The following is a 25669-nucleotide window of genomic DNA, read 5'->3' on the forward strand; positions in this document are numbered from 1 at the left end:
AGAGATAGAATCTAATGAAAGGAAGTTTAGCTATGACGATTATTGGTATGCTGCATCATCGACTTGATCCGACGACAGTTCTCAAGTCATATGCATATGCGGCAGTTGCAAAGGCAGAAGGGGCACAGTTTTTTTACTTTACACCTAAAAGTGTTGATTTTGAAAAACGTACCATTCGCGCTAAGGTATATGAGAATGGGCAATGGCAGGAAAAAACAATGCCCTTTCCAGATGTTATTTATAATGCGGGAAGTCCAGAGAAGTTATCTGTGTCTAAAGAGATTATTGAGCGCTTAAAAGAAGAAATTCCCTTTACGACCTATTCGATAGGGAATAAATGGAATGTTATGAAACGATTAAAAGAAGCCAAGGAATTTGAACAGTATTTGATTCCTTCTGAAATTGTCAAGAATGCAGATGTATTTCATAACTTCATCCATTATTATAAAAGAGTTGTGTTTAAGCCAATTGATGGACGTAAAGGAAAGGGTATTTATTTTATTACGAAGGCCGGACCCAAGAATTTTGAGGTGAGAAAAGATAGTACGAATACAATCTATTCGAAGCCACAATTAGATGCCTTATTAAAAGAGCAACTTGCGTCTGGTACTTTTATTATGCAGCCTTATATTCAATCCATTACAAAGGCAGGCCAGGTATATGATTTCCGTCTGCATGTACAAAAAAATGGTGAAGGTAAATGGGTGGTGACGACTGTCTACCCTCGGATTGCTCCAAATGGCTCTATCATCCCAAATATAAATAATGGTGGATTCACCAATTATTTAGACCCATTTTTAGAGCAAGAGTTCAAGGAAGAAGCTTACAATATTCGACGAATGCTTGAGCATTTCTCTTTAGCACTGGCGCATCATCTAGATGACATACAAATGGAAAAGTTCGGGGAAGTCATTGATGAAATAGGCATTGACGTCGGTTTAGATCAACAACAAAAAATTTGGATGTATGAGGTAAATTGGCGCCCGGGCTGTCCTCCTGCTTTTTATTTAGAATTAGACGTCGTCATTAATTCTATCCGCTATGCGATGTATCTCGCAAAAAACCATAAACCTGTAAAAAAGAAAATGGTTCAACAGAAAAACAATCAAACGGACGTCAAAAAAGATATTGTTCAACCAAAAAGCAATCAAGTGGAGGCTAAAAAGGACTTACCTATTATTGCCATTACAGGAAGTGCAGGAAAAACAACAACCAAGGCATTTGTCGGTTCGATTTTATCAAAAAAATGGAATGTGTTTGAATCGAAGGATTATTGGAATACGACAGAGCATACAAAAAAGCATAAGGAAGAAATCAATGACTCTCATCAGGCTGTCGTATTAGAATACGGCATGGCGTACCCAGGTATTATTACGAATCACTGTAGCATTATACAGCCGAATATTAGTATTGTGACGAATATTGGTTTGGCCCATGTAGGTAACTTTGATGGGGATGTAAGAGGGGTTGCGAAGGCAAAGTCGGAACTGATTCATGGGATGGACCAACAAGGGCTACTTATATTGAATAAGGATGATGATAATTCAAGATATTTAGAGACACAGCAATTTAAAGGGAAAATGTTAACGGTGGGCATAAAAAGTGATGCAGATTACCGAGCATATGACCTTCAGTATAAGGATATCGGCATGTCCTTTAAAATGAAGCTACATGGTCAAGAAATAGAATTGTATATTCCTATTTTAGGGGAGCATCATGTTTATAATGCCCTTAATGCTGTAGCTGTAGCTGATTATTTAGGGTTTAGTCCATTGGATATCCAGGCAGGGCTCAACTTTAAAAAGCCACCAAGACGATTAACGATTTATAACTTGCGTGATGATATAACGGTCATAGATGATACGGTTCACTCCCATCCACAAGGAGTCCGAGCTGCCATTGATGTATTGACCAATATTGCCAAAAAAAGAAAAGTAGCGATTATTGGACAAATGCGGGAGCTTGGGGTGTTGAGGGAAGAAGAATATCGGAAGGTTGGCGAGTATATTTATAAGGTAGGTATTGATGAATTCATCACTTATGGATTTAGGACTGATGAAATGAGTAATGCCGCAATTGAGATGGGGATGGACCCATCCAAGGTCCACCACTTTATTAATAAAGATGCCTTGCATGCACTGCTAGATAAACTCATACAACCTCATGATACGATTCTCGTAAAGGGAGCTAGTAAAACGAATATGTTTGAGACGGTGAAATATTTGGACCAAACATTGAAAGAAGAATAATCATTACGTCACGATAACGGAATGCATATAAAAACCCGAGTAACTGTCCACTGGCAAGCGGCAATTATTCGGGGTTTTTTTTCATACTCTTAAAATAAATTTGATTTCTTTGGCGGCATTTGTTGCATGATTCCGAGCTTCCGATAAGGTTGACCCTTGTGCTATGACATAGGCATAGCGGTGACCCATTGATAAAGGAGGGGTTAAGAATGTACCTTTCCTTGGTTTAACATAAACCTCGACCACTCCCGTTGAATTTGTCGCTCTTGTTCTACCAATTACTTTTTCTAAAATTCCTTTGCTTTCTACAATGACATATTTTGTGTAAACAAATTTTTTATGTCTAGGCTGAAAGTTAGGCTCTTCGCCAAGCAGAAGCTTCAATGTTTCTTCTACTAAACTAAATCCGAGTGCCGCTTGAAGCATGTTGTTCATGGCACCTCCAGAAATCCTTGGGTTAATCTCAATGAGTTTCCAGCCGTTTTTTGTCAATCGGAGTTCCAAATGGAGAGCGCCATTTTCTATATCAAATGCTTTGACAATGGACTGAAGAACTTCCTCAATGCCTGCCTGAATATCTAAAGGGGCTTTCACTAATACGCCATAGCCTGTTATGATAAACCGTTTCCCTTGGGTAATTTCCTGTTCAATAATGCCAATTATATGTGATTGCCGTTGATATACGACCGCCTCTACTAAATATTGAGGGCCTTCCAAATATTCTTCAATCATAATCGTTTCATAGGGATTTTTACTACGCAATGCTTTGAGGTGGTTTTGAAGCTGGTCGACATCCGTTGCTAATAGTACATCTTTGGAACCTGTTGACTTTGGTGATTTCACGATTAATGGAAATGTTAAATTTTTTGCAATAGGCTCATTAGGTTTCATGAGCGAAAATTTTGGTGAGTATGGTTGGTCTTTCAAATGATTTCTAGTCTTTTCTTTATCCTCCATGATTTCAATTGCGGAAGAGGATGTGTAGTTATGACAAAATTCATCACATAACATGGAAGCAATATGAACAAATGGATCAACAAAACTAACGATACTTTTTATCTCTAATCCGGTTTTCCCTAGTTTATCAATTTCCTCTTTCATTCTTTCGATATTCAAAGTATCAATGAGAATCATTCTATGAATATCGGGGTAAGATCGGCGCTGCTGAAGTTGTTTTTCATTATTGGTGAAAAGTATTGTGAAATAGCCTAATCTTTCTGCTGCTCTTGTTGCTTCACGACTAGACCCGGATTTGTTTGTACCGATAAATACAATCGCTTTCAGGTATATCACTCCTTCTATTGGTACTTAGATACTTAATCACCTTTATATATATGCAAAGAAATAGTTTTCTTCTAGTTGTGTATCTTGTCTACATCCAAGCAACTTTTAAGAGGTTACATATACTAGAAAAGAAAGGAGGGAGAAAAAATATGAAGCCTCTTTCGGTGAAAAATTTAGCAGTGATTACGGCGGGCTATATAGTGCAAGGGTCTGAGGACATACTGATACAGCATGGTGCTTATCGATTAAAACAAGTGAAAAAGCCCAATACGGCCCTTTTTACAAGTAAACGTATTGTTAATTGGAAAAGTCTTGAGCCACTTTCTCCTCTTGTAATAGTGACCGACAGAGCATATCGGCCCACAGAGATTCCAACCAAGATTATTATCATACAGGTTGCGAATGTAGATGAGGCCTATTGGAAGTTTGTTCACTTTTATCGCAATCAATTTCATATCCCCATTGTTGCTATTACTGGTACTTCAGGCAAAACAACGACGAAAGAGATGATTAAACATATTCTTTCTGCTGATCGACAAGTGACAGCAACGACATTAAGTAGTAATTCAAGAACGGCATCATTGCAATATTTACTGAATATTGAAGATGACACAGAGGCGGCTGTATTTGAAACAGCTGTTGGCTCACCTGGAGATGTCACGAATGCAGGGAAGTATTTCAAGCCGACCATTGGGATTATTACGAATATCGGTGCCCATCATTTGAATTATTGTAAGACGCTTGAAGGCTATATTCAGGCAAAGGGAGAAATGCTAGATATCATTCAACCTAAAGGAACCCTCATCATAAACGCCGAAGATATGAATACTAAAAAACTAGATATATCTAAGTTTAATGGGCGCTTAGTGAAGGTGGGTATCCATGATTCTTGTCATTTTCGTGCAAGTCATATCCAATATTATCAAAAGGGTATGAACTTTAAGCTGCACCATAATAGAAAAACTTATGATATTTTTGTACCGGGATTTGGTCAACATCAAGTGTACAACGCCCTTGCTGCCATTGCAGCGGCCTATGAAATAGGGGTACCTATTCCAGTTGCAGCCAATCAACTCCAATCTTTCCGTCAATTGAAAAAACAACTACAGCTCTTTGAAGGCATTAATCATTCTATGCTTTTAGATGATACCTGGAGTATTACGACAACTTCCTTAGAGGCGGCTTTAAAAGTGTTGAATGAGCTAGGAGATGGAAAGAAAAAAATTGCTGTTATTGGCACGATTACCGATTTGGGCTCATGGGGCTATATTATACATGAGCAAGCGGGTGAATTAATCCAACGTATTGGTGTGGATGTGCTAATTACTATTGGCGAGCATGCACGGATTATGGCTGATCATGCGGTGAAATTAGGCTTTAACGCTCCAGTTTATACCTATAAAAATAGCACGCTTGTTTATCCATTGTTGCAGAAGATTATAGATGAAAATACGATTGTCCTCATAAAGGGTGATATGTATAGTGAACAGGTTTCGAAATTAGCAACTGAGCTTAAATATAAACCTCCGCCTCCCACAGTTTAGCTCACTTCTTCATGGTTAGGATATTAACTGTGTCACATAGAATACCACTCTAATAAGGTATAGTAATTGATCAGAAAAGTAGCACTCGTGATCAAGAGAATGAATAGGTATGTACAAGATTGATAAAGAAAGGAGGCGTAGTACACTTGCAATCCATTAGTGTGCAAAAAATTAGAGGCGTCTTGCAGGGGAAAATTATCCATGGATCAGATCAATGGTCTGTAAAGCATGCAATTTACTATAATCGACATGATTTAACTCAAAGTCATACACTTATGTTTGTGAGTCGAAGTGATAAAATCAACTGGCAAGAGATTGATAGGAAGGGACCATCCCTTGTCATATCTGATAAACCAGCTACTGAGTTAAAAAATGCGTTAGATAATACAACGGTTTTACACGTCAAAAGCGTGGCGCAGGCCTATTGGACATTTATCGAATATTATCGTGGTCTTTTTCATATTCCGGTTGTGGCATTGACTGGAACCTGTGGTAAAACGACAACAAAAGAGATGCTAAAACATATCGCTAGTAAGCATTGGCAAGTGCAAGCATCTGTAAGTAGTAAAAATGAGCCAAGGCAATCATTACCCTATTTGACGGGCGTGGATGATAAAACACAGGCAGCCATTTTTGAACTAGGCTTGGGGAATACAGGGAACATAAAACACCAATGCATGATTTATCAGCCGACCATCGGCATTATTACGAATATTGGTGTTCACCATCTAGATGGCTGTCTCAATCTTGAAGGTTATATTAAAGCGAAAGCAGAGATTGTAGAGGGTATTCGAGCAGATGGTACACTAATCATTAATGCAGATGATGCTAACATCGAAAAAATATCTTACCAAAAATTTAAAGGGAAAATTATTAAATTTGGTTTACAGGATTCGGCTGATTACAAAGCTTCTGCTATCCAATTTACTCATACAGGCATGAAATTTGTGCTGGAAGTAGCAGACACTAAATACAATGTATTTGTGCCGGGTTACGGTGAGCATCAAGTATATAATGCGTTAGCCGCCATTGCTGCCTGTAGCGAAATGGGACTTTCTATACGCCAAGCTATTGCAGGTTTAAGATCCTTTAAACAAATGGCGAGACATTTAGAATTTACGACAGGTCTAGGTGACAGTACCATTATTGATGATACGTGGACCAATAATCCAACTTCTGTCGAGGCAGCCCTGAAAGTGTTAGATACAGTAGGAAAAGAGAAAAAAGTTATTCTTGTGCTAGGGGATATAAAGCGATTAGGAAATTTTGAAGAAAAATATCATCGGGAAATTGGCTCCAAAGTAGCTGAAAGACAGATAGATACATTAATTACGATTGGCAAAAGGGCAGAGGCAATTGCCGACCAAGCGAAAAAAGATGGAACTAAAGCAGAGGTTCATACGTTTAAAGATGTAATAGGTGTTTTAGAAATATTGAAACCAAAGCTTGACGCGGACACCATTGTTCTCATAAAAGGACCGATGTCAAGTAAATCTATGATTGAATTTGCCAACAATCTTAAAAATTTATCTTAAATAAAAAGGGTGTCTCTAATAGTTGAGACACCCTACCATTTAAAGCTTGTTATTTTAACACACGTCGAGCTGTAACATAGTTCTTTTGCGCCCAAGTGGAGCTTAAATTTTGTTTAACAACATTGTTAGTAGTCATACTAATAAATTGATTATTTCCTAAATAGATGCCTGTTTGCGTGATAGTTGCTCCTCCATCATTCGTTGAGAAGAACAATAAATCACCTTTTTGAAGCTGAGATTTGAGCACTTTTGTACCGACTAAAGCTTGTTTACTCGCTAGTTTATCCTTTAAATCAATGCCATTCTTGTTATATACATAGTACGTAAATCCCGCACTTGTGAAAGTTAGTGCACTCTCATTATACGTATAACCAAATTTTGCTTTGCTAGTTAAACCTGAAGCTGTAGCAATAATCTTATCGGCAGACGTATTCGCTGAAGGTGCACTTACAGAGGGGGTGTTAGAGAAAACCCGCTTAGCTGTAATATAGTGTTCTTTATAGTAATCAACTAATAAAACTCTCGTCATTACACCATCGGAATTTGGGATGATAATACGGTGATCACCGGCATAAATCCCAACAATAGAAGGATTTTTTGAGCCTGCTACACTATTAAAGAATACTAAATCACCCTTTTTCAAGTTTGCACGAGCTACCGTTGATCCTTGGTTCATTAAATCAGTTAACGTTTTTGCACCAAGTGTCACACCGCTTTTACGATAGACGAAATCGACAAATGCTGGGGCTGTAAAGCGTAGGCTCGATTCATTTGTTGAAGAACTAATCGTTGCTTTATTTTTATACGTTAGCGCATTCTCTACAATTTTATCGCCTTTTGTTGCAGGGTTGGCAGATAGAAGGGTAGGTAAAACGCGTCGTGCTGATACATAGTTTTCAGTATAATAAGGTTTACTATTTAAATCTGAGATCACAATATTTTGCTTGGAATCAGCCATGTGAATCATTTTATTGTCACCTATATACATACCTACATGGTCGGGGTCAGTTCCTGTTTTTTTACTCTTAAAGAATAGTAAATCTCCCTTTTGTAATTGGTTACGTGCTACATACGTACCTTGTTGAATCATATAGTTTTCATTATACGTCCCAAGATCTACACCATTTTTCTCGAAGATATACATTAAAAATGAAGCACAAGAAAATTTATAAGGATATGTAGGCTTGTAAACCGTATTGCTATATGTCGCTTGACCCATTAAGCTTTTACCAGTTTGAATCAATTGATTGGCTTTAGCGGCAACTGCCTGAGCGTTGTTTTGTGCATTTGTTGTAGCTGCCTCTACTTGAATTGGCTGCGTCGCTGTTTGGACTAATCCGAATGAGCTAAATCCAATGGTTAATGCAAGTGTTGTAGATAAAAATCGTTTATTCATGTTGTAAATAACCTCCTGAAGCGTTTAGTAGGATTTCTCCTGTATCGTCTTGCCTTGGAAATAATCGTAGCATGAAAATATAGGGCTTCTTGGCGGTAAATGTTGCCAGGGAGATGTGGGGGAGTGCCTCAACGCCTGCTATAAATGGCTTTATCGAAGGAATTTACAGTTATATTACAAATGTTTCAGTAAACTGTAATATGGGAGGATTTCATCTAAAAAAACTGCCCAAAATAGGGCAGTTTAGGCAATTGCCTGTATGATTTCTACTCGATTACCAAAGGGATCTCGGAATTCAAAACGCTCATAATAGGGGATAGGTACAGAGTCTTCTATTTCGATTTGAAGTTCGGCTAGTTTCTTCTTCCAGTAATCAATATCTTCAACTTGATACGCAATATGAGCCTTGGTCGACAATCGATCAAAGCCATCCTCTGTTCCTACATGTATCTCTTGGTGACCAAGCTGTAACCAAAACCCGCCTCTGCCTTTAAGAGAATCGGGTTTTTCTATTTCTTTCAGACCTAAGACACCGCAATAAAAATCTTTCCCTTGATTCTCTGACCCTTTTGGAATAGTAATTTGCACATGATGTAAAGCAATAATCATAGTTAGACCTCCTGTTTCAAATACTTATAGCTAATTATAGATTAATTTCAAAATAGTTGAAATGAAAGGTCGTGTCTACTCTCAGACTGTAGACAAACGCAAAAAATTTGAGAGTTTGCCAACAGTCTTTTTTCTTTTACAATGAAATAAAGTAAAGCCGTTGATTTCCACTACGGGCGGACGCTTTCTGCGGGCGGGGTCGAGCTGCTTCCCTCGCTTCGCTCAGTCCAGGATCTCGACTTTCCCGCTTTTCCCGCAGGAGTCGCCGCCCTTCGTTCCCATCAACTTCTACATAAAGTCTTACTTAATGCAAGTGAAACCATGAAGAATATTATGAAATAGCTGAATGAGTAAATAAACTATAGTTTTTTGAATCTATTAAGATCGTACAAACCTTATGGTATAATAATAAAAACGGAATAATAGGATAGAGGTACAAACCAAATTGGGTTTGTTTAAAAGGGAAGATCGGTGGAAATCCGACGCTGTCCCGCAACTGTAAATGGGAGCACATTTCAAGAGACCACTGTTACGCCTTGTAATGGGAAGGTGAAAGGTGTGAAGAACATAAGCCAGGAGACCTGCCTTTATCTAGTACAGCCAAGAAACCTACGCGGATAGGGGGTGTTGAGTGTGACTAGAGAAATTCTCCTGCATGCTCATAGTACGATGATTGCTAAAAAGATAGCTTCTATGAAGAATAGAAAGCTTATTTCCATATGGCAAACATCGTATTATGTCGTGTATTTGTCATAAAAGACATCTTTCTAATGAGGGAAAGATGTCTTTTTTATGTAAATTATTAAAGGAGTGGTCCACATGAATCCACAAGTTGTTGAGTATTATGAAAGTTTATTTAAATTAGAAATTATGCAAGAGCCAAAGCCTTTAAAGGAGCTTGTTGAACAATATGTTGGGCATGATACAGCACATGAGCAATCTATTTTAGCAGCGTACGCGAATGTGATGAAGGAATTAATTGGATAATCAACGTTTGAGGGCTACTTCTTGATGGGGTAGCCTTTTTGATTGTGCATTTGTTGACAACATTTTTGTGGAAGGCGTAAAATTCAATGGCTTATTAATTTTGCAAGCTATGAAAGCAGCGAGAGCAGTGAATTTATTCGAGGTCATTCGAATACTGGCACGTGGGGTAATCGATGGGCAGGCAGTTATGACAAGCAAAATTGCTTTAGAAGATATCGTAGAAAGGCTTTAAAGCATTAATGAAAAATCGAAGTCCGTGTAAAATTCTTGTGAATTTGAGTTTATAAATCTTTCCTAAATCGTAGCTAAACTTGTGTCCACATTTGTTTGGCTATGATTGTTTCATCTTCAAATAGTATAATACCACTAGGAATACATTTGTTTGTCATAAAACCGCCTTTAGGACTTCATTCATATTTCACTTTTACTTTATATAATAAATTTGATATTTATCTTCATTCAGCAACTGTTTGTACTGAAAGTAGTATCAAATACAGATGGTTCCTCCTTCAAAGGGAGTGATGAATGCTTATTAAGTGTTCAAACGCCTACTGAATCAAGATAATGCCTCAATCGGATATCACAGATTTTGAAGAGGAACTTTTCAACCAAGCTCCTCTTCAAAATCTGGCCGTAGCCTAACGTCAGCGGCCATTACGGTGAGGCGTATTTGATCAAATAGATTGGAGATTAAAAATGAAAAATCTGCTTTATTCAAGGTTTTGGCGTTTGCATTTTTTCGCAGCCCTTTGTATTACGCCATTACTGCTATCTCTCACATTAAGTGGGATTGGTTATTTGTTTTTTACAGATGTAGAAAATCGTTTATATGATGATTATTTTTTTGGCGATAGCCATAAAGAAGAGGTCTTAACAATTGATGAAGCAGTGGAAAAAGCAGAGGCAGCATTTGCAGGTTACTCCACTACAAAAGTGATTATGTTGGAAGAGCCTTATAATACGCGTTTAACTTTATCAAATGGGAATGAACAGAAGTATGTATTTTTAGATGATCATTATCAAATGGTTGGTAGTCAGGATGCCAATTATACATTCTCTAATATTATGAGAAATACCCATAGCTCATTATTTATTGGTGGTACATTTGTCAATTATTTAGTAGAACTAGCGGCATGCTGGACAATCTTTTTACTACTATCCGGACTTTATATGACGTTTAAAGGGGATTTATTGAAAAAGCGCAAATCGGAAAATAAACGACAAAAAAGTAAGAGATACCATGCGCTTGTTGGGACAATCATTACTATTCCTATGGTGATGTTCATTGCTACAGGGCTTTTATGGTCTGCTTTTCAAGGTTCCATATTGGCAAATATAGCGTCAGAAAGTCCAACTTTCGGCTACCCATTATTACAGCAAAAGCCACCAACATCCGATGTGTCTGAAATTCCATGGGCAACGCGTCAATTAGAGGCGCCATCATCTGAGGGAGAACATGCACAGCATCACGGTGGGGGGGCTGTCCGTTATACAAACGACAACCAAATGACCATTGCTAATCTTGAAAAAGAAATAACTGCCATGAATATTGCCAAACCTTATTCGATTATTTATCCATCAAACGAAGAAGGCGTATTTACAGTGGCAAAGGCCAGTAATTCAGGTGTAACAGGACTTGATGTCAAGCCTACAGACGAGGCAACGATGTATTTTGATCAATATAGCGGCAAGTTTATTGATCAGGTTAACTACGAGGATTATGGTATGCTGGCGAAATTCTTTACATGGGGCATTCCTTTACATGAAGGCCATTTGTTTGGCTGGCCAAATAAGCTGTTAAACTTACTGGTATGTTTAGCCTTTTTAGCAGTAATTGTATGGGGGATTCGCACTTGGATTTTACGTAGGAAAAAAGGTGAGCTATCTGCACCACCACAAATTTCACATAAAATCTCACTTCCTTTCGTAATTTTCCTTATTATTTTAGGAATTATTATGCCATTGTTTGGTGCCTCATTGATTGCGGTAGTGTTGATTGAATATTTCATTTTAGGATGGCAAACCAAAAAGAAACTAAGAGCAGAAGAAACTAAATAAAGATAATGGATACGGCACAACCCAAATGTGTCGTATCTTTTTTTGTTGTTTATTTCATTTGGAGTAAGCCGAATACTATGTTGATGCAGAAAATTATTTATAGATTTTTCAGCGCGATTTTATAAAGTTTTAAGATTTGTATGGTACATTGCTATTAGTTTCAGCTTATTGGGGGAATTTAGATGTCGATTAAAACGAGGTTTTTGCTATCTTATGTAGGCGTTATTATGATTGCCATCACGCTTTTACTTGCAGCGGTTTTTCTTTTTTCCTTTGCCATTACAGGTGATGTTAAAGCAATTGAGCATTTTTACAAAAAGTCTTATGTCCAAAAGCCTTTAACAACGGTAGAGGAAAATGCTTTTTTAGATTTGAAATTATTGGCAAAAAAAAATCCCCAGCAGCTTTTAGATATTGAACAGCTACAAACCATAAATGCTCCTTCCATTGAGATTGTTGTGCGGAAAGACCATCAAATTGTTTATGCAACACAACAAGAGCATCAACAACTATTGCTTCAAAGTTTACCAGGTTTTGAAGCGACCAATATTAATTCACGTGACACAATTATGATTAATCAAGCCTTTTATACGTATGTGAAGTTCGATTTTTACTTCCCAGACAAAACAGAAGGGAGTATCTTTGTATTAAGAGAGGTTAGTTCACATGCGGAGGTCACGCGAGAACTGTTACCCATTCTGTTAGGTATCTTATTTGTCTTATTTATGATGATTATCGGTTTACTCAATTATTTAGTGTCTAGAAGTATCATTAACCCAATCACAGCCTTAAAGGAAGGGGCAGAACGGATTAAATCGGGTGATTTAGATTTTGAAATTACATCCCGTTCTAATGATGAAATTGGTCAGCTTAATCGATCGTTTGAGGAAATGAGAGTTAAACTGAAGGAATCTGTACTAATTCAGCTTCAATATGAAGAAAATCGGAAAGAACTGTTATCGAATATCTCCCACGATTTAAAAACGCCAATGACCTCTATTATTGGCTATGTGGAGGGCATTAAAGATGGTGTAGCGAACACTGAACAGAAAATGGATAAATATTTAACAACTATCTATACGAAAGCCAAGGATATGGACGTGTTAATTGATGAATTATTCTTATTCTCGAAATTAGATTTGAAAAAGGTTCCGTTCCAAATGGAAAGTGTCAATCTTCAACAATATATGCATGATTATGTGGAGGATGCTAGCTTTGACTTTATTGCCAGAGATATTCATTTACAATATATATCAGCAGGCTCTTCGCTTTTTGCTATGGTGGACAGGGATAAGCTAAGACGTGTCTTATCCAACTTATTGAGCAACAGTGAAAAATATATGGATAAACCTTATAAGCAAATTATTATTTCCCTACATGAGCGAGTAGATGATGCCATCATTCAAGTTACAGATAATGGTGCGGGAATTGACCCTACTGCATTACCACATATATTTGATCGTTTTTATCGTGCGGAACCTTCTCGAAATTCTCAAACAGGTGGAAGTGGTCTTGGGTTAGCAATTGCCAAACAAATCGTCCATGAAATGGGTGGCGATATTTGGGCAAAGAGCGAATTAACAAAGGGAACGAGCATTTTCATTTCATTGAAAAAGGATGAGGAAATGGGGGGGAATTATGAAAAAAATACTATTAATTGAAGATGAAGTGAGCATAGCAGAGCTCCAACGAGATTATTTAGAAATTAATGATTATGTGGTAGATATTCAGCATCATGGCGATGAGGGGCTGAAGCAGGCGCTTCATGGCGATTATGATTTAATTATTTTAGATATTATGCTTCCTGGAATGAATGGCTTTGAAATTTGTAAACAAATTCGAGCAGTGAACAATATCCCCATCTTATTTGTATCGGCTAAAAAAGAGGATATTGATAAAATTCGAGGTCTTGGGTTAGGGGCAGATGATTATATTACTAAGCCTTTTAGTCCTAGTGAGCTTGTGGCAAGGGTCAAGGCGCATATATCTAGATATGAGCGTTTAGCCTCAAACCAACCAACGAACAATATGATGTCTATACATGGCCTTACGATCGATACATCAGCTCGAAAGGTTTTGGTGAATGGTGAAGAAGTGGCCTTTACGACCAAGGAATTTGATTTGCTTGTGTTTTTTGTCAAACATCCAAATCAAGTATTAAGTAAAGAACAATTATATGAGCGGAACTGGGGCTATGAATCCGCTGCAGATGTTTCCACAGTTACCGTGCATATACGAAAGCTTCGTGAAAAAATTGAACGTGATCCAGCACAGCCAAAGTTTTTAGAAACCGTATGGGGTGCAGGTTACCGCTTAAATGTGTAAGACACCGCCTCGTCGTCTTGACGAGGTTTTTTTAATTGAAAATTTTAGACTTTTTTAAGAAATGGTTAATAGGCAATTTAGCAATGAATTATAAACTATACATAGACTGCTAAAATTAAATAGTGAGGGCGGTGAATAGCCAATGAAAAAAATGCAAGCAGCTATGATCGCTTTATCATTTTTATTGCAGGGATGTGCCTCAAATGATACGGAGACCATAAGGCGTGATAAAGGAGGAAATGAGGAAATGGCAACAGATTTGACGAGTCAATTGTTTCAAGCGGTAGAAAAAAGCGATGTAGAATCGCTAAAAAAAGTTATACATGAAAAAGTGAATATCAATGCACAAGACGCAAGCAATCGAACGGCTTTGATGATGGCTACCTACAATCAGGATGTGGAAGCAGTGAAATTACTCATCGATGCAGGTGCGGATGTGAACATCCAGGATGATATGAAAAACACGCCTTTCTTATATGCGGGTGCGGAAGGCTCTTTGGATATATTAAAGCTAACGATTCAAGCAGGTGCCGATCCTACGATTGTAAATCGTTATGGTGGAACGGCATTAATTCCAGCATCTGAGCACGGCTACATTCATGTCATTGAGGAATTATTAACTACCACAAACATCGATGTGAATCATGTCAATAATCTGGGATGGACAGCATTAATGGAAGCGATTGTATTAAATAACGGCAACCCTACACAGCAAACGGCCATTCAAATGTTGATTGATCATGGAGCTGATGTCAATATTCCAGATAAAAATAATATGTCACCTTTACAGCACGCAAAACAGAAAGGATTTAAGGAGATTGAAGAAATCCTTGTTGCAGCAGGAGCAAAATAAACGACTAGACTTTAGCCATCGAGAAGCTTCACTCTTGATGGCTTTTATCTCGTCAAAATCGTGATGCAAGTGGCCAACGCTTTGATATTATTTCTTCATTGCGTGATCGCTATGTGACTGTGATAACAAGTGAAGGGGAAGAGTTTGTAGCTAATTATGTGCCTTTCCACAAGCAGCTGATGGAAAATAAGCTCCTCAATTTAGATTACCTGCAGGTCAAACCTTCCCTTCAAACAAGGTGTTACATACCAAGTGTACTCACATTGGGCAGAAATTGATGTAAAGAGCTTTGTTGCAAAAAAATAGCACCATTTACACTGCAATCTGCTAAGGCTATTAATAGTAATTCATTGGAATTGTAATTAACTAATAATCCTCAAACGGATTTATTAGCTGGCAGAAGTGTGGAACTTCGTGGTAATGGTGGCACATTAAAAGCAGATGTAAATTATACGGTGACACCATTAAATAATTGGGCGATAGCGACAAATGTAGTTCTCCAAGGTAAATAAACAGGTGAATTTGTAATTGAACTATGTAGTATACGTTCTCCTATCAAAAAATCTCGTCACAGAGGTGGCGAGATTTTTCTGATTTATAGCCAGCCTTTATCACTAGCAATTTGAGCGGCCTGCTGTCTTGATTCTACTTGTAGCTTTTGAATAGAGGTTGATAAATAATTACGAATGGTGCCTTTTGTTAAAAATAATTGTTTACTGATTTCGTGAGTGGTTAAGCCTTCTTTCACCAGTTGTAGCACGGCAACTTCTCGCTCATTTAAAGGATTTTGCTCTTTCATAAATAAGGTAGCGGCTAAATCTTTACTGACCACCTTTTCACCTTGCATGATTTTGCGAATAGTAGCAATTAAATAATCAATCGGTTCATCTTTCAGTAAGTAGCCATGTACCTCACAATCCATGGCCTTTTGTAAATAGCCTGGGCGTGCAAATGTAGTGACAATCATCACTTTACAGGGCAAGTTGGCCTCTTTAATTTTTTCTGCAAGCTCTAATCCTGACAGATGGGGCATTTCAATATCTACCAGGCAAACATCGGGTAATTCCTGCTGAATGTAGTCCCATGCTTTTTGACCATCTGAAACTTCAGCTATTACTTCAATATCTGGTTCGAAGGACAAAAGAGATGTTAAGGCACCACGTAACATTTGTTGGTCCTCTGCTAGTAAAACTCGTATCATGTTGAGGGCTCCTTTCCATCTTGAATTGGTATGCTGAATATTACGAGAGTGCCTGTCCTTGTACCCCCTTCAAAAAGGGCATAACCTTGCAGAACACGCATTCTTTCTTTCATCGAGTTCATGCCATTACCCAGCCCCTTCTGTTCCAAACCAATCCCATCATCTTGAATGGCAATGGTAAATTGTCTATTTCGACATTCAATCTCTATGTTGCAGTTTTGAGCCTGACTATGCTTCAGCATATTAGTTGTAGCCTCACGTACACATAAAGCTAACATGGTTTCCTCAACACTTGAAAGAACAATTTTTGGACAATGATTGTTAATAGTGGTCGTAATATTCGCACTTTGTAAGAGCTGCTGGCAGTGTAGTAGCTCTGTTTGTAGAGACACAAAATTCATATCCGAAACGAGCTCTCGTACTTGCTTTAAGGCTATACGTGTTGTAGCTAATATGTCATTTAATTCTTGTTTGACACTGGAAGGATCTCGGTCGATAAGTTTAGTGGTCAATTCCGTTTTGATTTTAATCATCGTCAGGGTGTGACCAATCGTGTCATGAAGATCTCTAGCAATGCGCTGTCTTTCCTCTTGTTGAACAAGCTGGGTATTGACATCTGCCAATTCAATTTGTAGGTTTTTCGACTTTTCTACAAAATAAATGAGAACAGGGAATACTAATTGAATGATCATTAAGGGTATTAGTACTTGTGTGTCAACAAGTGCTAGGGAATTTGCGGTCGCCCACAAAATGATTAAAAACATAGCAGCTATACCAAGAATTCCGCTAGCAATATGCCATTTTGATTTTGCCCTCCCTAATAAATCGGCAAAGGTAAATCCGAAGATAAGCATGAAGATATCCTCGTAAATAGCAAGGATGGTAATGAGAAGGAAGCCTACAAGTGAGGCAATTAGTAGCTTCCAATCTCGATTCCATAAAGCCATATAGAAGGCGACTAAGTACAAGGCTAAAATAACGATTTTAGCTGTGAAAGGGAGTACAGAATGCGACCATAATACCATGGCAATTAAAACAATTATGGATACAACATCGATGATTAAATAGTGTTTAACTTGTTCTCTGGGATATATTTTTATGGCTTACACCATCCTCTGTTGCTTATTCTTTGTCAGAGCTTGAATCGTTTTTTTACGAACCCATTCCATCGGGCCAATACGGAACTGGTGCTGCCAAAATGTTGCTAGTACTAGCTGTAGACAAGATAGGGCAACCCACATACTTATAATAAAAAGGCTATTTACATGCCCGCCTAAGCCAAGCCCCCAGCCGTAAAAAATAATAGACGCCAGCACGTTTTGCAGGACATAACAGCTCAATGACATTTTGCCGACATTGGCAAACCGTTGCCAAAGCCAATCTAGCTTCTTATATTCTACCAGTTTACCTAAAATTCCAATATAGCCAATGGATAGAATAGGTGCACATAAATAGCGAACAGGTAAATCAAAAAGTCCCCCAGGTATAAAAATTAGCAGATTCAATGGAATACCAATGAATACACCGATTGTAAAAAGCTTTTGTCGAGCTTGATAACCTTTACTTGTTGGTGAAAAAACCTCGTTGCGCATGAATTTGACCCCAAGGATAAATAAAAAAACATTCATCGGGATAATAAATATAGCTTCCGTTCGATAAAATAAAAAGTTTGTCAGGCGATGCTGTACTTGCGCCAGCCATGTACCATTTTCATAGATGGCTGTGACAGTTTCCATCCCATTTAGGGAAACGCTAGCCCCAAGCAATGTAACGACAAAAATAAAAAGAATGAGGAAGACATGAAAACTACCCAAAAGATAGAAAGCCCAGGTCATGACTTTGTCGCCTAATCTAATGAGAATAGCCACGATAAATGCCGTAACGGCGTAGCTCATTAAAATATCATATTCCATGACCAGTGTGTAATGAAGTAGTCCTTCCACCCCTAAGAAGACAATGGTCCAAAGATACACGCCAGGCCAAGTATTTCCTCTACGAAGTGCCTGCTGGTATTTTAACTGTAAACCTACCCCAAACATAATCGTTAATAATCCTAGTAACTTGCCGTTTACAAAAAATAGTACTAACATTCGTAAAAAATCATTGAATGACCACCAACCAGAATAATTACTCGTTGTAATATACGATAAATCACCCAGATAAGCAAAAATCCAAATATTGGTTCCGAGGGTCCCTAAGACAGCGAATCCTCTTAGCATATCGATAAAGGGAAGCCTTTGTTGTGTTTGCATAGTTCCATCACTCTTTCTTTGTTTTTCTTATATTCATGATAAGAAAACAGGAGGATAAAACCTATTCACACGAGTCAAAGAATCGTTATGACAGGTGTCATAACAAAAAAACCAGCAACGCTTTGGATGCTGGCTAGATGGTTATTTTGTACAGATATAGATGCGATAATCTAAAATATTATCGTATTTTTCATTCATCATAATATGCTGATTCAAGACATCATACAATGTGGATTCAATCTCCTTGGAAATGTGGAATTCTGGCTTAGAGGAAATATCCTTATTTTTTTGTATGCGAATATCTTGAAACCCTATCTCTTGAAATAATGCAACCCAATCCTTTTTCGTAAAGAGAGCATCAAACCCGTAAAATTGTTGAATATCGTCTGCCAGCTGTGAGGAAAGAAGCGTAGGGATTGTAAATTCAATAGCAATCAAGCGCCCACCTTGTTTTAATAAACGAAAAATCTCTTGCAATGCACGTTGTTTATGAACAAAGGAAAGAACAGATTCAGCAAGCACAAAGTCAAATGCTCCATTGGGGAGTGATGTTTCCTCAATCGAGCCTTGAATGATATTGACTGGTAAACGTGCTTTTTTCATGCGGTGACGTGCCTTTTCTATCATAATGGGATTAATATCGATACCCGTTACATTTGTTGTATAGTAGGAAGCCAAAAAGGCAGCTGTTTGCCCTGTACCACAGCCAACATCTAAAATATGAGAGGTTGGCAGAATACTCTCATTCTTTAGGATTTCCTTTGATAGATTGATGCCACCAGGATGGGCACCACCAACACCAAATTTTGCTAGGAATTGGAGATAATTAGAGTCTTGAATGAAAACCACCTTCTTTTTCATATAGTATGAAAAGAAAACTAGTATGGTTCCCTTACATATGATGAAAAGCTAGAAATCCTATTTTTAAATAGATAATTTTTGATACTTCTTCATACGTCTAATTCCTTCATAGATGATGCACATATACTAGGGGAGAGCTTTTAGATAGGAGGTGTATAAATGCCACATTTTCAGCCGAATTATAGAAGAGGAGTCTATCCTTCAAACAATATGGGAACTTTTGGTCCTCCATTTCGAGGTAGAGCGATGCAACCTAACTATCCACCCAATCGGCAATTTCAAGGTCCTGGTTTAGGAAGATTGCCAGATCATTTACATGCAATCATGGGGCATGCTGGAACGATTACGAATGGCGTAAATATGTTAAGACAGATGGGGGCACTATTAAGTTTATTCAAATAAAAGAAAGAAGCCCTCTTAAGAATGCTTTCTTTAAGAGGGTTTCTATTGCGACCTAATGGGATGGGACAAGTTCTTTTTCGATAATGGAGCGATTTTTCTCTTTAAATAGTTCATTATGAGAGGACACCATTCCATGGCGATAAGCAGTTGGCTCTAAATAAGTTTTAATAGAGTTGACCGCGTTGGCTGCATCTTGGAATGTCCCAAGCAGCAAATTGATTTTTCCTTCAAATGATAAAATATCTCCTGCCGCAAAAATACCAGGCTGTGCTGTTTCACCAGTTGCTTTGCCTTCAAAATAATAATCATCCTTTTTAGGAATAGAAATGGCTTCTTCAAACGTGAGGGACGCTTCACAATTATAGCCATGACTAATGATAACCTCGTCAATTTGACGAGTGTAACTTTCCTTCGTTTTCGAATTTTCACATCTCACTAATTGAATAGCGGTTTTATCATCATTCGCTAAAAGCTTTGTAATCGTCGTATTACATTCAATTAGGACCCCTGCATCAATGGCTTCTTTTACAGTTGCTTCATGCGCTGATAATGTATCTTTACGGTAAACCACTGTCACACTTTTAGCAAGGGGGCTCAGTTCTACAGCCCAATCAATGGCCGCATTGCCACCACCAGAAATAAGGATATCCCTATTCACAAAACGTTTATAGGATTGAACGGTATAGTGTAAATTGGACATTTCATATTTCTCAGCACCTTCCAGTGTTAGTTTCTGAGGGTTTATAATACCGCCACCAACCGCTAATAGAACAGTTTTTGAATAATGCCTTTCTCCAGTTGCCGTATGTACAATAAATAGATGTTCTTGTCGTTCAATAAAATCTACTTTTGTGTTTGTTAGAATAGTAGGGTCAAATGTTTTAGCTTGCTGGATCAATTGTTTAACAAATTTCTCGCCTAAAATAGGGGGCTGGCCTCCTATATCCCAAATAAGCTTTTCAGGATAAAGTAATACTTTTCCACCAAGTTGAGATTGGCTCTCTATTAATTTTGTTTTTAATCCTCGTAAACCACTATAAAAGGCGCTATATAAGCCAGCAGGGCCTCCGCCAATAATTGTCACATCATACACATGTTGCATTTTTATTGCCACATCCTTAATTGATAGTAAAAAAGTAATTGACAAAATCTTATCATAAAACTAGACTAATTTTAGTGATAATGATTATCATTTTTAACAGTGCCTATCATAGCATGGAATGAAGTAAAATGAAAGAGAGGGTCCGAATTGCGTTTAGAAGTTGAATCGATTCGTGTTGGTTATGAGAATAAAACGATTGTGCATGACTTATCGCTACAAATTCCAGATGGCAAAATCACAACCATCATTGGTTCAAATGGCTGCGGAAAGTCTACCTTATTAAAGGCCATTACACGAATTTTAAAGCATGAGAGTGGACAGGTCATTCTGGATGGTCAAAATATTTCCAAGATGAACACGAAGGAATTGGCGAAAGAACTTGCGATTTTACCGCAAAGCCCAGAAAGTGCACATGGTTTAACAGTGGAAGAGCTTGTATCCTACGGTCGATTTCCCTATCAAAAGGGCTTTGGCAATTTATCACAGAAAGATAAAGAGGTCATTGACTGGGCTTTACAAGTGACAAAAACAGAAGAATTCCGCTTGCAATCTGTAGACGCTTTATCAGGTGGACAGCGTCAACGAGTGTGGATTGCCATGTCTTTAGCTCAAGAAACCGACATTATATTTTTAGATGAGCCAACAACCTATTTAGACATGGCACATCAATTAGAGGTTTTAGAGTTACTTTACAAGCTCAATGAAGAACAAGGGCGCACGATTGTTATGGTACTCCATGATTTAAATCAAGCGGCACGTTTTTCTGATTATATTGTGGCGCTGTCACAAGGAGAGCTTGTTAAATTTGGAACTGCGGAGGAAGTCATGGTTCCAGAAGTATTAAAAAAAGTGTTTAATATTGATGCTGTAATTGGCAAAGATCCACGAACGAACAAACCAATGTGCATTACATATAACTTATTACAAACCGTTTAAAGGAGAATGAAAGACAATGAAGAAGTGGTTATTACCAATGTTTATGATGCTCGTACTAGTACTTGCAGCGTGCGGCAATAAAGAAGAGAAAATAGAAAAGGCTGATGAAGGCTCGAAAGAAGCGACTTCTGCAGAAACAATTACTTATCAATCTGAAGCAGGACCTATTGAAGTACCAGCAAACCCTAAACGTGTAGTCGTGTTATCTTCATTTGTAGGGGATTTATTACAGCTTGATGTTGATGTTGTCGGTGTAGATGCATGGGCAGCGAAAAATCCGAACTTTGAAGATGCTATTAAAGATGCAGTAGTTGTAGAAAATACAGATATCGAAAAAATTCTTGAGCTAGAGCCAGACTTAATCATTGGTTTAAATGGTATTGAAAATGCTGATAAATTATCAGAAATCGCTCCAACTGTATTATTTACGTATGGGAAAGTAGACTATTTACAGCAATTTATTGAAATCGGTAAAGTGGTCAATAAAGAAAAAGAAGCAACGGCATGGGTAGAAGATTTTAAAGTACGTGCAGCGGAATCTGGTAAAAAAATTAAAGAAAAAATCGGGGAAGATGCAACTGTAACAGTCGCAGAAAACTTTAATAAACAATTTTATATTTATGGCGATAACTGGGGACGCGGAACAGAGATTTTATATCAAGAAATGGGCTTAAAAATGCCTGAGAAAGTTAAAGAAACAGCTTTAGAGCCAGGCTACTATGCTATTTCTCAAGAAGTTTTAGGGGATTATGCAGGGGACTATGTGATCTTCAGTATGTTCCAAGACCAAGATAATTCATTTACAGACGCAGCATGGTTTAAAGACTTAGAAGCAGTGAAAAATGGTCATTTATTTGAAGTGAATGCAAATGCCTTTTATTTCAATGACCCGATTACATTAGAACATCAACTGAAGTTCTTTGAAGAGAAATTTTTACAATAATTAGTAGAGAGTAGCGAAGGCAAATGACAAAGTTTCGACAGTTACCATTTTGGCTTCAGGTATTGCTTGCATTGCTCGTATTAATCGGCACGGCTTGTATCTCGCTGTGCTTAGGTGCAGCGAATACGAGCATTCAAGATGTCTATCAAGCAATTGTCGGACAAAGTGGTGGTAAGCATTACACGATTTTACGTGAAATTCGATTTCCTCGTATCATTGCTGCTATTTTTGTTGGCAGTGCACTCGCAGTTGCGGGAGCGATTATGCAGGGGGTTACACGCAATCCATTAGCGGATCCAGGGCTACTTGGTTTAACAGCAGGGGCAAATGCGGCCCTTGCTTTAACTATGGCATTTATCCCGAAATTCTCTTATTATACGTTAATTATAGCCTGCTTTATTGGAGCTGGAATTGGTATGATAATCGTTTATGGGATCGGTGCTTCTACTAAGAAAGGTTTCTCACCATTGAGACTTGTTTTAGCTGGTGCAGCAGTTACTGCATTATTACAGGCGATTGCTGAAGGCACAGGCATTTTATTTCAAATTTCCAAGGATGTTTCGATGTGGACGAGTGGCGGATTCATTGGCACGACATGGCAGGCGTTATTGATTGTTCCTGTCATTGTCATAGGTCTCCTATTGTCATTTGCTTTTAGTCGACAATTAACGATTTTAAGTTTAAATGAAGAAGTTGCGGTAGGAGTTGGACAAAACACAACATTGATTAAAGGTATTATGATGTTTGCTGTCGTTATTTTAGCAGGCTCTGCCGTAGCTCTTGTTGGGAATCTAGCATTTGTTGGCTTAATGGTACCTCATATTGTTCGCGCATTTGTAGGAACGGATTATCGTTTTGTCTTACCGATGAGCGCAATTATTGGCGGCTGGTTTATGGTGACGGCTGATTTTGCAGGTCGCATGATTAATGCACCATTTGAAACGCCAGTTGTAGCGATTGTTTCGATTCTTGGTCTACCATTCTTCCTACTATTAGTAAGGAAGGGAGGACGCCAATTTGTTTAAAGAAGGTCGCAAAAAACAACGAAAATGGCTTTTTACTTGGCTTGTCGTCACGTTATTCATTTTTGTTCTAGGCATTTCTTTAGGACCAGCCTCAGTTTCGTTTGATCGCATTCTACCAACCTTGTTAGGCAACGGTAGTTTTAAAGAATCCTTCGTATTATTCTCAGTTCGCTTACCAAGAATGTTGGTATTAGCAGCGGCAGGGATGGCGTTAGCTTTAGCAGGTGCGGTCCTACAAGGGGTTACACGCAATGATTTAGCAGATCCAGGGATCATTGGTATTAATGCGGGAGCAGGTGTCGGGATTACAGTCTTTTACTTACTTGTAAATGGCGATCTCCCACATTTTGCTTATATATTGCCAGTTGTAGGGTTTTGTATTGCTCTTTTTACTGCCCTTTGCATTTACTTTTTCTCTTATCAACGCCATAAAGGGGTGCAACCTGTTCAATTGATTTTAATTGGGGTAGGGGTAGCCTCTGCTTTATCTGGGGTTATGATGGTATTAATCTCCTCTGCAGAGCGTAGTGATGTGCAATTCATTGCCCAATGGCTTGCAGGTAGCGTTTGGGGTACGGATTGGCCATTTTTCTGGGCTTTAGTGCCCTGGCTTGTGCTTGGGATTCCGTACATTTTCTATAAATCCAATGTCTTAAATGTCTTGGCGATGACGGAGCAAACAGCCGTAGGTCTTGGGATGAATATCGGGCGCGAGCGGTTACGCTTATTAATCGTCGCTGTGGCACTAGCAGCAGCAGCAGTTTCTGTAACAGGTGGTATTGCCTTTATAGGGTTGATGGCACCTCATATTGCCAAACAGCTTGTCGGACCACGCTACCAATTCTTTTTACCATTGACTTTATGCATTGGCGCAAGTTTATTAATGCTGTCCGATACGATTGGCCGCGTTGCCATTGCTACTGCAACAGTGCCAGCGGGAATTATTGTGGCCTTTATTGGCGCACCTTACTTTTTATATTTATTACGGAAAAGTGTATAGAAAAGTGATAGCACGAGTAAATGGATGCTCGAAAGCAAAGGCTTTTGAACTACTGAAATGAAAGAAAGATTTATTTTACTAAATGTATATGGCAAGTTTTTAGGAACCTCATTTGTTGAGGTTCTTTTTTTATATAATCAAGACAGGAGGTGAATAAATGATTCTATTAGCACGTCGAATATCGGAAACACAGAAGACACTAGAAGCCATTGTTCGAAGACTCTCAAACTCTCACCAGGAGTACTCGAATTATGATGAAAACTTAAGACGTTTAAAGGCTGGACACGCAGGCGAACAGCGTGTAGATGCAGAGTGGCTTGAGATAGACCTTCCTACCCCCTATTATTTTCTCCATGATTTTCAAACGATGAATAACTTCGGCTCTACTCACCAAATGGACACCATTTTTCTATGTCCACACTTTTTACTGATTGTAGAAATCAAAAATATAACAGGCGTTCTCTCATATGATACCTCCTTTGCACAATTGACACGGATGACCTCAGAAGGCAAGGTAGAGGGAATGACTGATCCATTTCTTCAACTTGAACGACATGTAGGATGGATGAAAAAACTGTTACATCAAGAAAAATTTCAATTGCCTGTTTTGCATGCAGTCGTGCTTGCAACAAAAAATGGAATTTTATCAGAAGGTTTTCATGGACAGCCAATATTTCATGTAACCGGATTACGTACACATTTACAAAAATGGTTCGACCTGCATCAACCAGTAGAGAATGAAAACCTCTTTCGATTTGCTATGCACCTCATGTCCCTGCATAGCACAATAAAAAGAGAGGTGAAGGTACCTCTTGAGGAGATGGTAAAGGGGGTTCTATGTCCCCATTGTGCGAATGGTCAGCCAATGAACTACCATTATAAAAAATGGCATTGCCCTCGCTGTAAATGGGTCGACCAGGATGCATTGAAAAAAGCCCTCGAAGATTATCGATTATTAGTAGGTCCAAAGCTCACCAATAAAAGCTTCCGCGAATTCTTTGCCATCGATTCCCCAAACGTCGCCTACAAGCTACTACAGCAGCTCCCATTAAAAGCAGACGGAATAAAGAAACATAGACAGTATTGGATCATGGAATAGAAACGAAC

Annotated in this window: 24 protein-coding genes and 1 riboswitch; of the genes, 16 read left to right on the forward strand and 8 right to left on the reverse strand. The window is 38.3% G+C overall.

Features of this window, described 5'->3' with window-relative positions; genetic code table 11:
* The first annotated feature begins 32 nt into the window (after positions 1-32).
* Positions 33-2249, forward strand: a complete 2217-nt coding sequence (locus tag ACE1MS_RS08315) for a YheC/YheD family protein (RefSeq protein WP_197224963.1) — start codon at positions 33-35, stop codon at positions 2247-2249.
* A gap of 81 nt (positions 2250-2330) precedes the next feature.
* Here the strand turns inward: ACE1MS_RS08315 and ACE1MS_RS08320 are convergent, their stop codons facing one another.
* Complete coding sequence (locus ACE1MS_RS08320) at positions 2331-3542, reverse strand: ATP-grasp domain-containing protein (RefSeq protein ID WP_031419637.1); 1212 nt, start codon at positions 3540-3542, stop codon at positions 2331-2333.
* A 140-nt stretch (positions 3543-3682) separates the two neighbouring features.
* On the opposite strand from ACE1MS_RS08320, the gene ACE1MS_RS08325 reads away from it, so the two are divergent.
* Positions 3683-5077 carry a Mur ligase family protein gene (locus tag ACE1MS_RS08325; RefSeq protein WP_012293956.1) on the forward strand — a complete coding sequence of 465 codons (1395 nt, stop codon included), beginning with the start codon at positions 3683-3685 and terminating at the stop codon, positions 5075-5077.
* 146 nt (positions 5078-5223) lie between these two features.
* Positions 5224-6612, forward strand: coding sequence for a UDP-N-acetylmuramoyl-tripeptide--D-alanyl-D-alanine ligase (locus ACE1MS_RS08330; protein WP_036167963.1), 1389 nt, complete (start codon positions 5224-5226; stop codon positions 6610-6612).
* Between the two features lie 49 nt (positions 6613-6661).
* Here the strand turns inward: ACE1MS_RS08330 and ACE1MS_RS08335 are convergent, their stop codons facing one another.
* Entirely contained in the window at positions 6662-8008 is a 1347-nt protein-coding gene (locus ACE1MS_RS08335) for a C40 family peptidase (protein ID WP_036167966.1), read from the reverse strand.
* Between the two features lie 243 nt (positions 8009-8251).
* Positions 8252-8617, reverse strand: a complete 366-nt coding sequence (locus ACE1MS_RS08340) for a VOC family protein (RefSeq protein ID WP_289449177.1) — start codon at positions 8615-8617, stop codon at positions 8252-8254.
* A 414-nt stretch (positions 8618-9031) separates the two neighbouring features.
* A riboswitch (cobalamin riboswitch) is annotated at positions 9032-9220 on the forward strand.
* Between the two features lie 30 nt (positions 9221-9250).
* Here ACE1MS_RS08340 and ACE1MS_RS08345 point away from each other — a divergent pair.
* The 7 genes from ACE1MS_RS08345 (at position 9251) to ACE1MS_RS08375 (ending at position 14840) form a co-directional block, all read left to right on the forward strand.
* Positions 9251-9373, forward strand: coding sequence for a hypothetical protein (locus ACE1MS_RS08345; RefSeq protein ID WP_258858684.1), 123 nt, complete (start codon positions 9251-9253; stop codon positions 9371-9373).
* Positions 9374-9436: 63 nt separating this feature from the next.
* Positions 9437-9604, forward strand: a complete 168-nt coding sequence (locus tag ACE1MS_RS08350; protein WP_012293960.1) for a hypothetical protein — start codon at positions 9437-9439, stop codon at positions 9602-9604.
* A 67-nt stretch (positions 9605-9671) separates the two neighbouring features.
* Positions 9672-9836, forward strand: a complete 165-nt coding sequence (locus ACE1MS_RS08355; protein WP_198694802.1) for a hypothetical protein — start codon at positions 9672-9674, stop codon at positions 9834-9836.
* A 464-nt stretch (positions 9837-10300) separates the two neighbouring features.
* A complete protein-coding gene (locus tag ACE1MS_RS08360) occupies positions 10301-11662 on the forward strand; it encodes a PepSY-associated TM helix domain-containing protein (protein WP_031419645.1) in 1362 nt (453 codons plus the stop codon).
* Positions 11663-11844: 182 nt separating this feature from the next.
* Positions 11845-13323 (forward strand): ATP-binding protein, encoded by a 1479-nt coding sequence (locus tag ACE1MS_RS08365; protein ID WP_447402829.1) that lies wholly within the window; start codon positions 11845-11847, stop codon positions 13321-13323.
* Entirely contained in the window at positions 13301-13987 is a 687-nt protein-coding gene (locus ACE1MS_RS08370; RefSeq protein WP_031419648.1) for a response regulator transcription factor, read from the forward strand. The genes ACE1MS_RS08365 and ACE1MS_RS08370 overlap by 23 nt, the downstream gene beginning before the upstream one ends.
* A 142-nt stretch (positions 13988-14129) precedes the next feature.
* The gene (locus ACE1MS_RS08375) at positions 14130-14840 is read left to right on the forward strand and encodes an ankyrin repeat domain-containing protein (protein ID WP_416277860.1); all 711 of its coding nucleotides are present in this window, start codon (positions 14130-14132) and stop codon (positions 14838-14840) included.
* 595 nt (positions 14841-15435) lie between these two features.
* Here the strand turns inward: ACE1MS_RS08375 and ACE1MS_RS08380 are convergent.
* The 4 genes from ACE1MS_RS08380 to ACE1MS_RS08395 all read right to left on the reverse strand — a co-directional run bounded on the left by ACE1MS_RS08380 (position 15436) and on the right by ACE1MS_RS08395 (position 19142).
* Positions 15436-16041 (reverse strand): response regulator transcription factor, encoded by a 606-nt coding sequence (locus ACE1MS_RS08380; protein WP_031419650.1) that lies wholly within the window; start codon positions 16039-16041, stop codon positions 15436-15438.
* The gene (locus tag ACE1MS_RS08385) at positions 16038-16574 is read right to left on the reverse strand and encodes a sensor histidine kinase (RefSeq protein ID WP_375142628.1); all 537 of its coding nucleotides are present in this window, start codon (positions 16572-16574) and stop codon (positions 16038-16040) included. The genes ACE1MS_RS08380 and ACE1MS_RS08385 overlap by 4 nt, the downstream gene beginning before the upstream one ends.
* Positions 16575-17144: 570 nt before the next feature.
* The gene (locus ACE1MS_RS08390) at positions 17145-18293 is read right to left on the reverse strand and encodes a DUF418 domain-containing protein (protein ID WP_031419651.1); all 1149 of its coding nucleotides are present in this window, start codon (positions 18291-18293) and stop codon (positions 17145-17147) included.
* 141 nt (positions 18294-18434) lie between these two features.
* On the reverse strand, positions 18435-19142 hold the full coding sequence (locus tag ACE1MS_RS08395) for a class I SAM-dependent methyltransferase (protein WP_281486590.1): 708 nt from the start codon (positions 19140-19142) through the stop codon (positions 18435-18437).
* Positions 19143-19313: 171 nt separating this feature from the next.
* Between ACE1MS_RS08395 and ACE1MS_RS08400 the strand changes: the two genes are divergently transcribed.
* Positions 19314-19556, forward strand: a complete 243-nt coding sequence (locus tag ACE1MS_RS08400) for a hypothetical protein (protein ID WP_031419654.1) — start codon at positions 19314-19316, stop codon at positions 19554-19556.
* Positions 19557-19608: 52 nt separating this feature from the next.
* On the opposite strand, the gene ACE1MS_RS08405 is transcribed toward ACE1MS_RS08400, so the two are convergent.
* Positions 19609-20658 carry an NAD(P)/FAD-dependent oxidoreductase gene (locus tag ACE1MS_RS08405; protein ID WP_200991132.1) on the reverse strand — a complete coding sequence of 350 codons (1050 nt, stop codon included), beginning with the start codon at positions 20656-20658 and terminating at the stop codon, positions 19609-19611.
* Between the two features lie 147 nt (positions 20659-20805).
* On the opposite strand from ACE1MS_RS08405, the gene ACE1MS_RS08410 reads away from it, so the two are divergent.
* The 5 genes from ACE1MS_RS08410 (at position 20806) to ACE1MS_RS08430 (ending at position 25661) form a co-directional block, all read left to right on the forward strand.
* Positions 20806-21594 (forward strand): ABC transporter ATP-binding protein, encoded by a 789-nt coding sequence (locus tag ACE1MS_RS08410; RefSeq protein ID WP_012293972.1) that lies wholly within the window; start codon positions 20806-20808, stop codon positions 21592-21594.
* 16 nt (positions 21595-21610) lie between these two features.
* Positions 21611-22537 carry an iron-hydroxamate ABC transporter substrate-binding protein gene (locus ACE1MS_RS08415; protein WP_031419655.1) on the forward strand — a complete coding sequence of 309 codons (927 nt, stop codon included), beginning with the start codon at positions 21611-21613 and terminating at the stop codon, positions 22535-22537.
* Between the two features lie 23 nt (positions 22538-22560).
* Positions 22561-23562, forward strand: coding sequence for a FecCD family ABC transporter permease (locus tag ACE1MS_RS08420; protein ID WP_012293973.1), 1002 nt, complete (start codon positions 22561-22563; stop codon positions 23560-23562).
* Positions 23555-24562, forward strand: a complete 1008-nt coding sequence (locus tag ACE1MS_RS08425; RefSeq protein ID WP_447402830.1) for a FecCD family ABC transporter permease — start codon at positions 23555-23557, stop codon at positions 24560-24562. The genes ACE1MS_RS08420 and ACE1MS_RS08425 overlap by 8 nt, the downstream gene beginning before the upstream one ends.
* A 157-nt stretch (positions 24563-24719) precedes the next feature.
* Positions 24720-25661 carry a nuclease-related domain-containing protein gene (locus ACE1MS_RS08430; protein WP_012293976.1) on the forward strand — a complete coding sequence of 314 codons (942 nt, stop codon included), beginning with the start codon at positions 24720-24722 and terminating at the stop codon, positions 25659-25661.
* Positions 25662-25669 lie beyond the last annotated feature (8 nt).

The organism is Lysinibacillus sp. fkY74-1 (genome assembly GCF_053165895.1).

Excerpts from the sequence above, each read along its gene's own strand:
- ACE1MS_RS08340 (WP_289449177.1), bottom strand. The coding sequence starts at position 8,617 with ATGATTATTGCTTTACATCATGTGCAAATTACTATTCCAAAAGGGTCA.
- ACE1MS_RS08315 (WP_197224963.1), top strand. The coding sequence starts at position 33 with ATGACGATTATTGGTATGCTGCATCATCGACTTGATCCGACGACAGTT.
- ACE1MS_RS08335 (WP_036167966.1), bottom strand. The coding sequence starts at position 8,008 with ATGAATAAACGATTTTTATCTACAACACTTGCATTAACCATTGGATTT.
- ACE1MS_RS08360 (WP_031419645.1), top strand. The coding sequence starts at position 10,301 with ATGAAAAATCTGCTTTATTCAAGGTTTTGGCGTTTGCATTTTTTCGCA.
- ACE1MS_RS08325 (WP_012293956.1), top strand. The coding sequence starts at position 3,683 with ATGAAGCCTCTTTCGGTGAAAAATTTAGCAGTGATTACGGCGGGCTAT.
- ACE1MS_RS08385 (WP_375142628.1), bottom strand. The coding sequence starts at position 16,574 with ATGATTAAAATCAAAACGGAATTGACCACTAAACTTATCGACCGAGAT.
- ACE1MS_RS08400 (WP_031419654.1), top strand. The coding sequence starts at position 19,314 with ATGCCACATTTTCAGCCGAATTATAGAAGAGGAGTCTATCCTTCAAAC.
- ACE1MS_RS08390 (WP_031419651.1), bottom strand. The coding sequence starts at position 18,293 with ATGCAAACACAACAAAGGCTTCCCTTTATCGATATGCTAAGAGGATTC.
- ACE1MS_RS08380 (WP_031419650.1), bottom strand. The coding sequence starts at position 16,041 with ATGATACGAGTTTTACTAGCAGAGGACCAACAAATGTTACGTGGTGCC.
- ACE1MS_RS08415 (WP_031419655.1), top strand. The coding sequence starts at position 21,611 with ATGAAGAAGTGGTTATTACCAATGTTTATGATGCTCGTACTAGTACTT.
- ACE1MS_RS08375 (WP_416277860.1), top strand. The coding sequence starts at position 14,130 with ATGAAAAAAATGCAAGCAGCTATGATCGCTTTATCATTTTTATTGCAG.
- ACE1MS_RS08405 (WP_200991132.1), bottom strand. The coding sequence starts at position 20,658 with ATGCAACATGTGTATGATGTGACAATTATTGGCGGAGGCCCTGCTGGC.
- ACE1MS_RS08420 (WP_012293973.1), top strand. The coding sequence starts at position 22,561 with ATGACAAAGTTTCGACAGTTACCATTTTGGCTTCAGGTATTGCTTGCA.
- ACE1MS_RS08370 (WP_031419648.1), top strand. The coding sequence starts at position 13,301 with ATGAAAAAAATACTATTAATTGAAGATGAAGTGAGCATAGCAGAGCTC.
- ACE1MS_RS08430 (WP_012293976.1), top strand. The coding sequence starts at position 24,720 with ATGATTCTATTAGCACGTCGAATATCGGAAACACAGAAGACACTAGAA.
- ACE1MS_RS08365 (WP_447402829.1), top strand. The coding sequence starts at position 11,845 with ATGTCGATTAAAACGAGGTTTTTGCTATCTTATGTAGGCGTTATTATG.
- ACE1MS_RS08350 (WP_012293960.1), top strand. The coding sequence starts at position 9,437 with ATGAATCCACAAGTTGTTGAGTATTATGAAAGTTTATTTAAATTAGAA.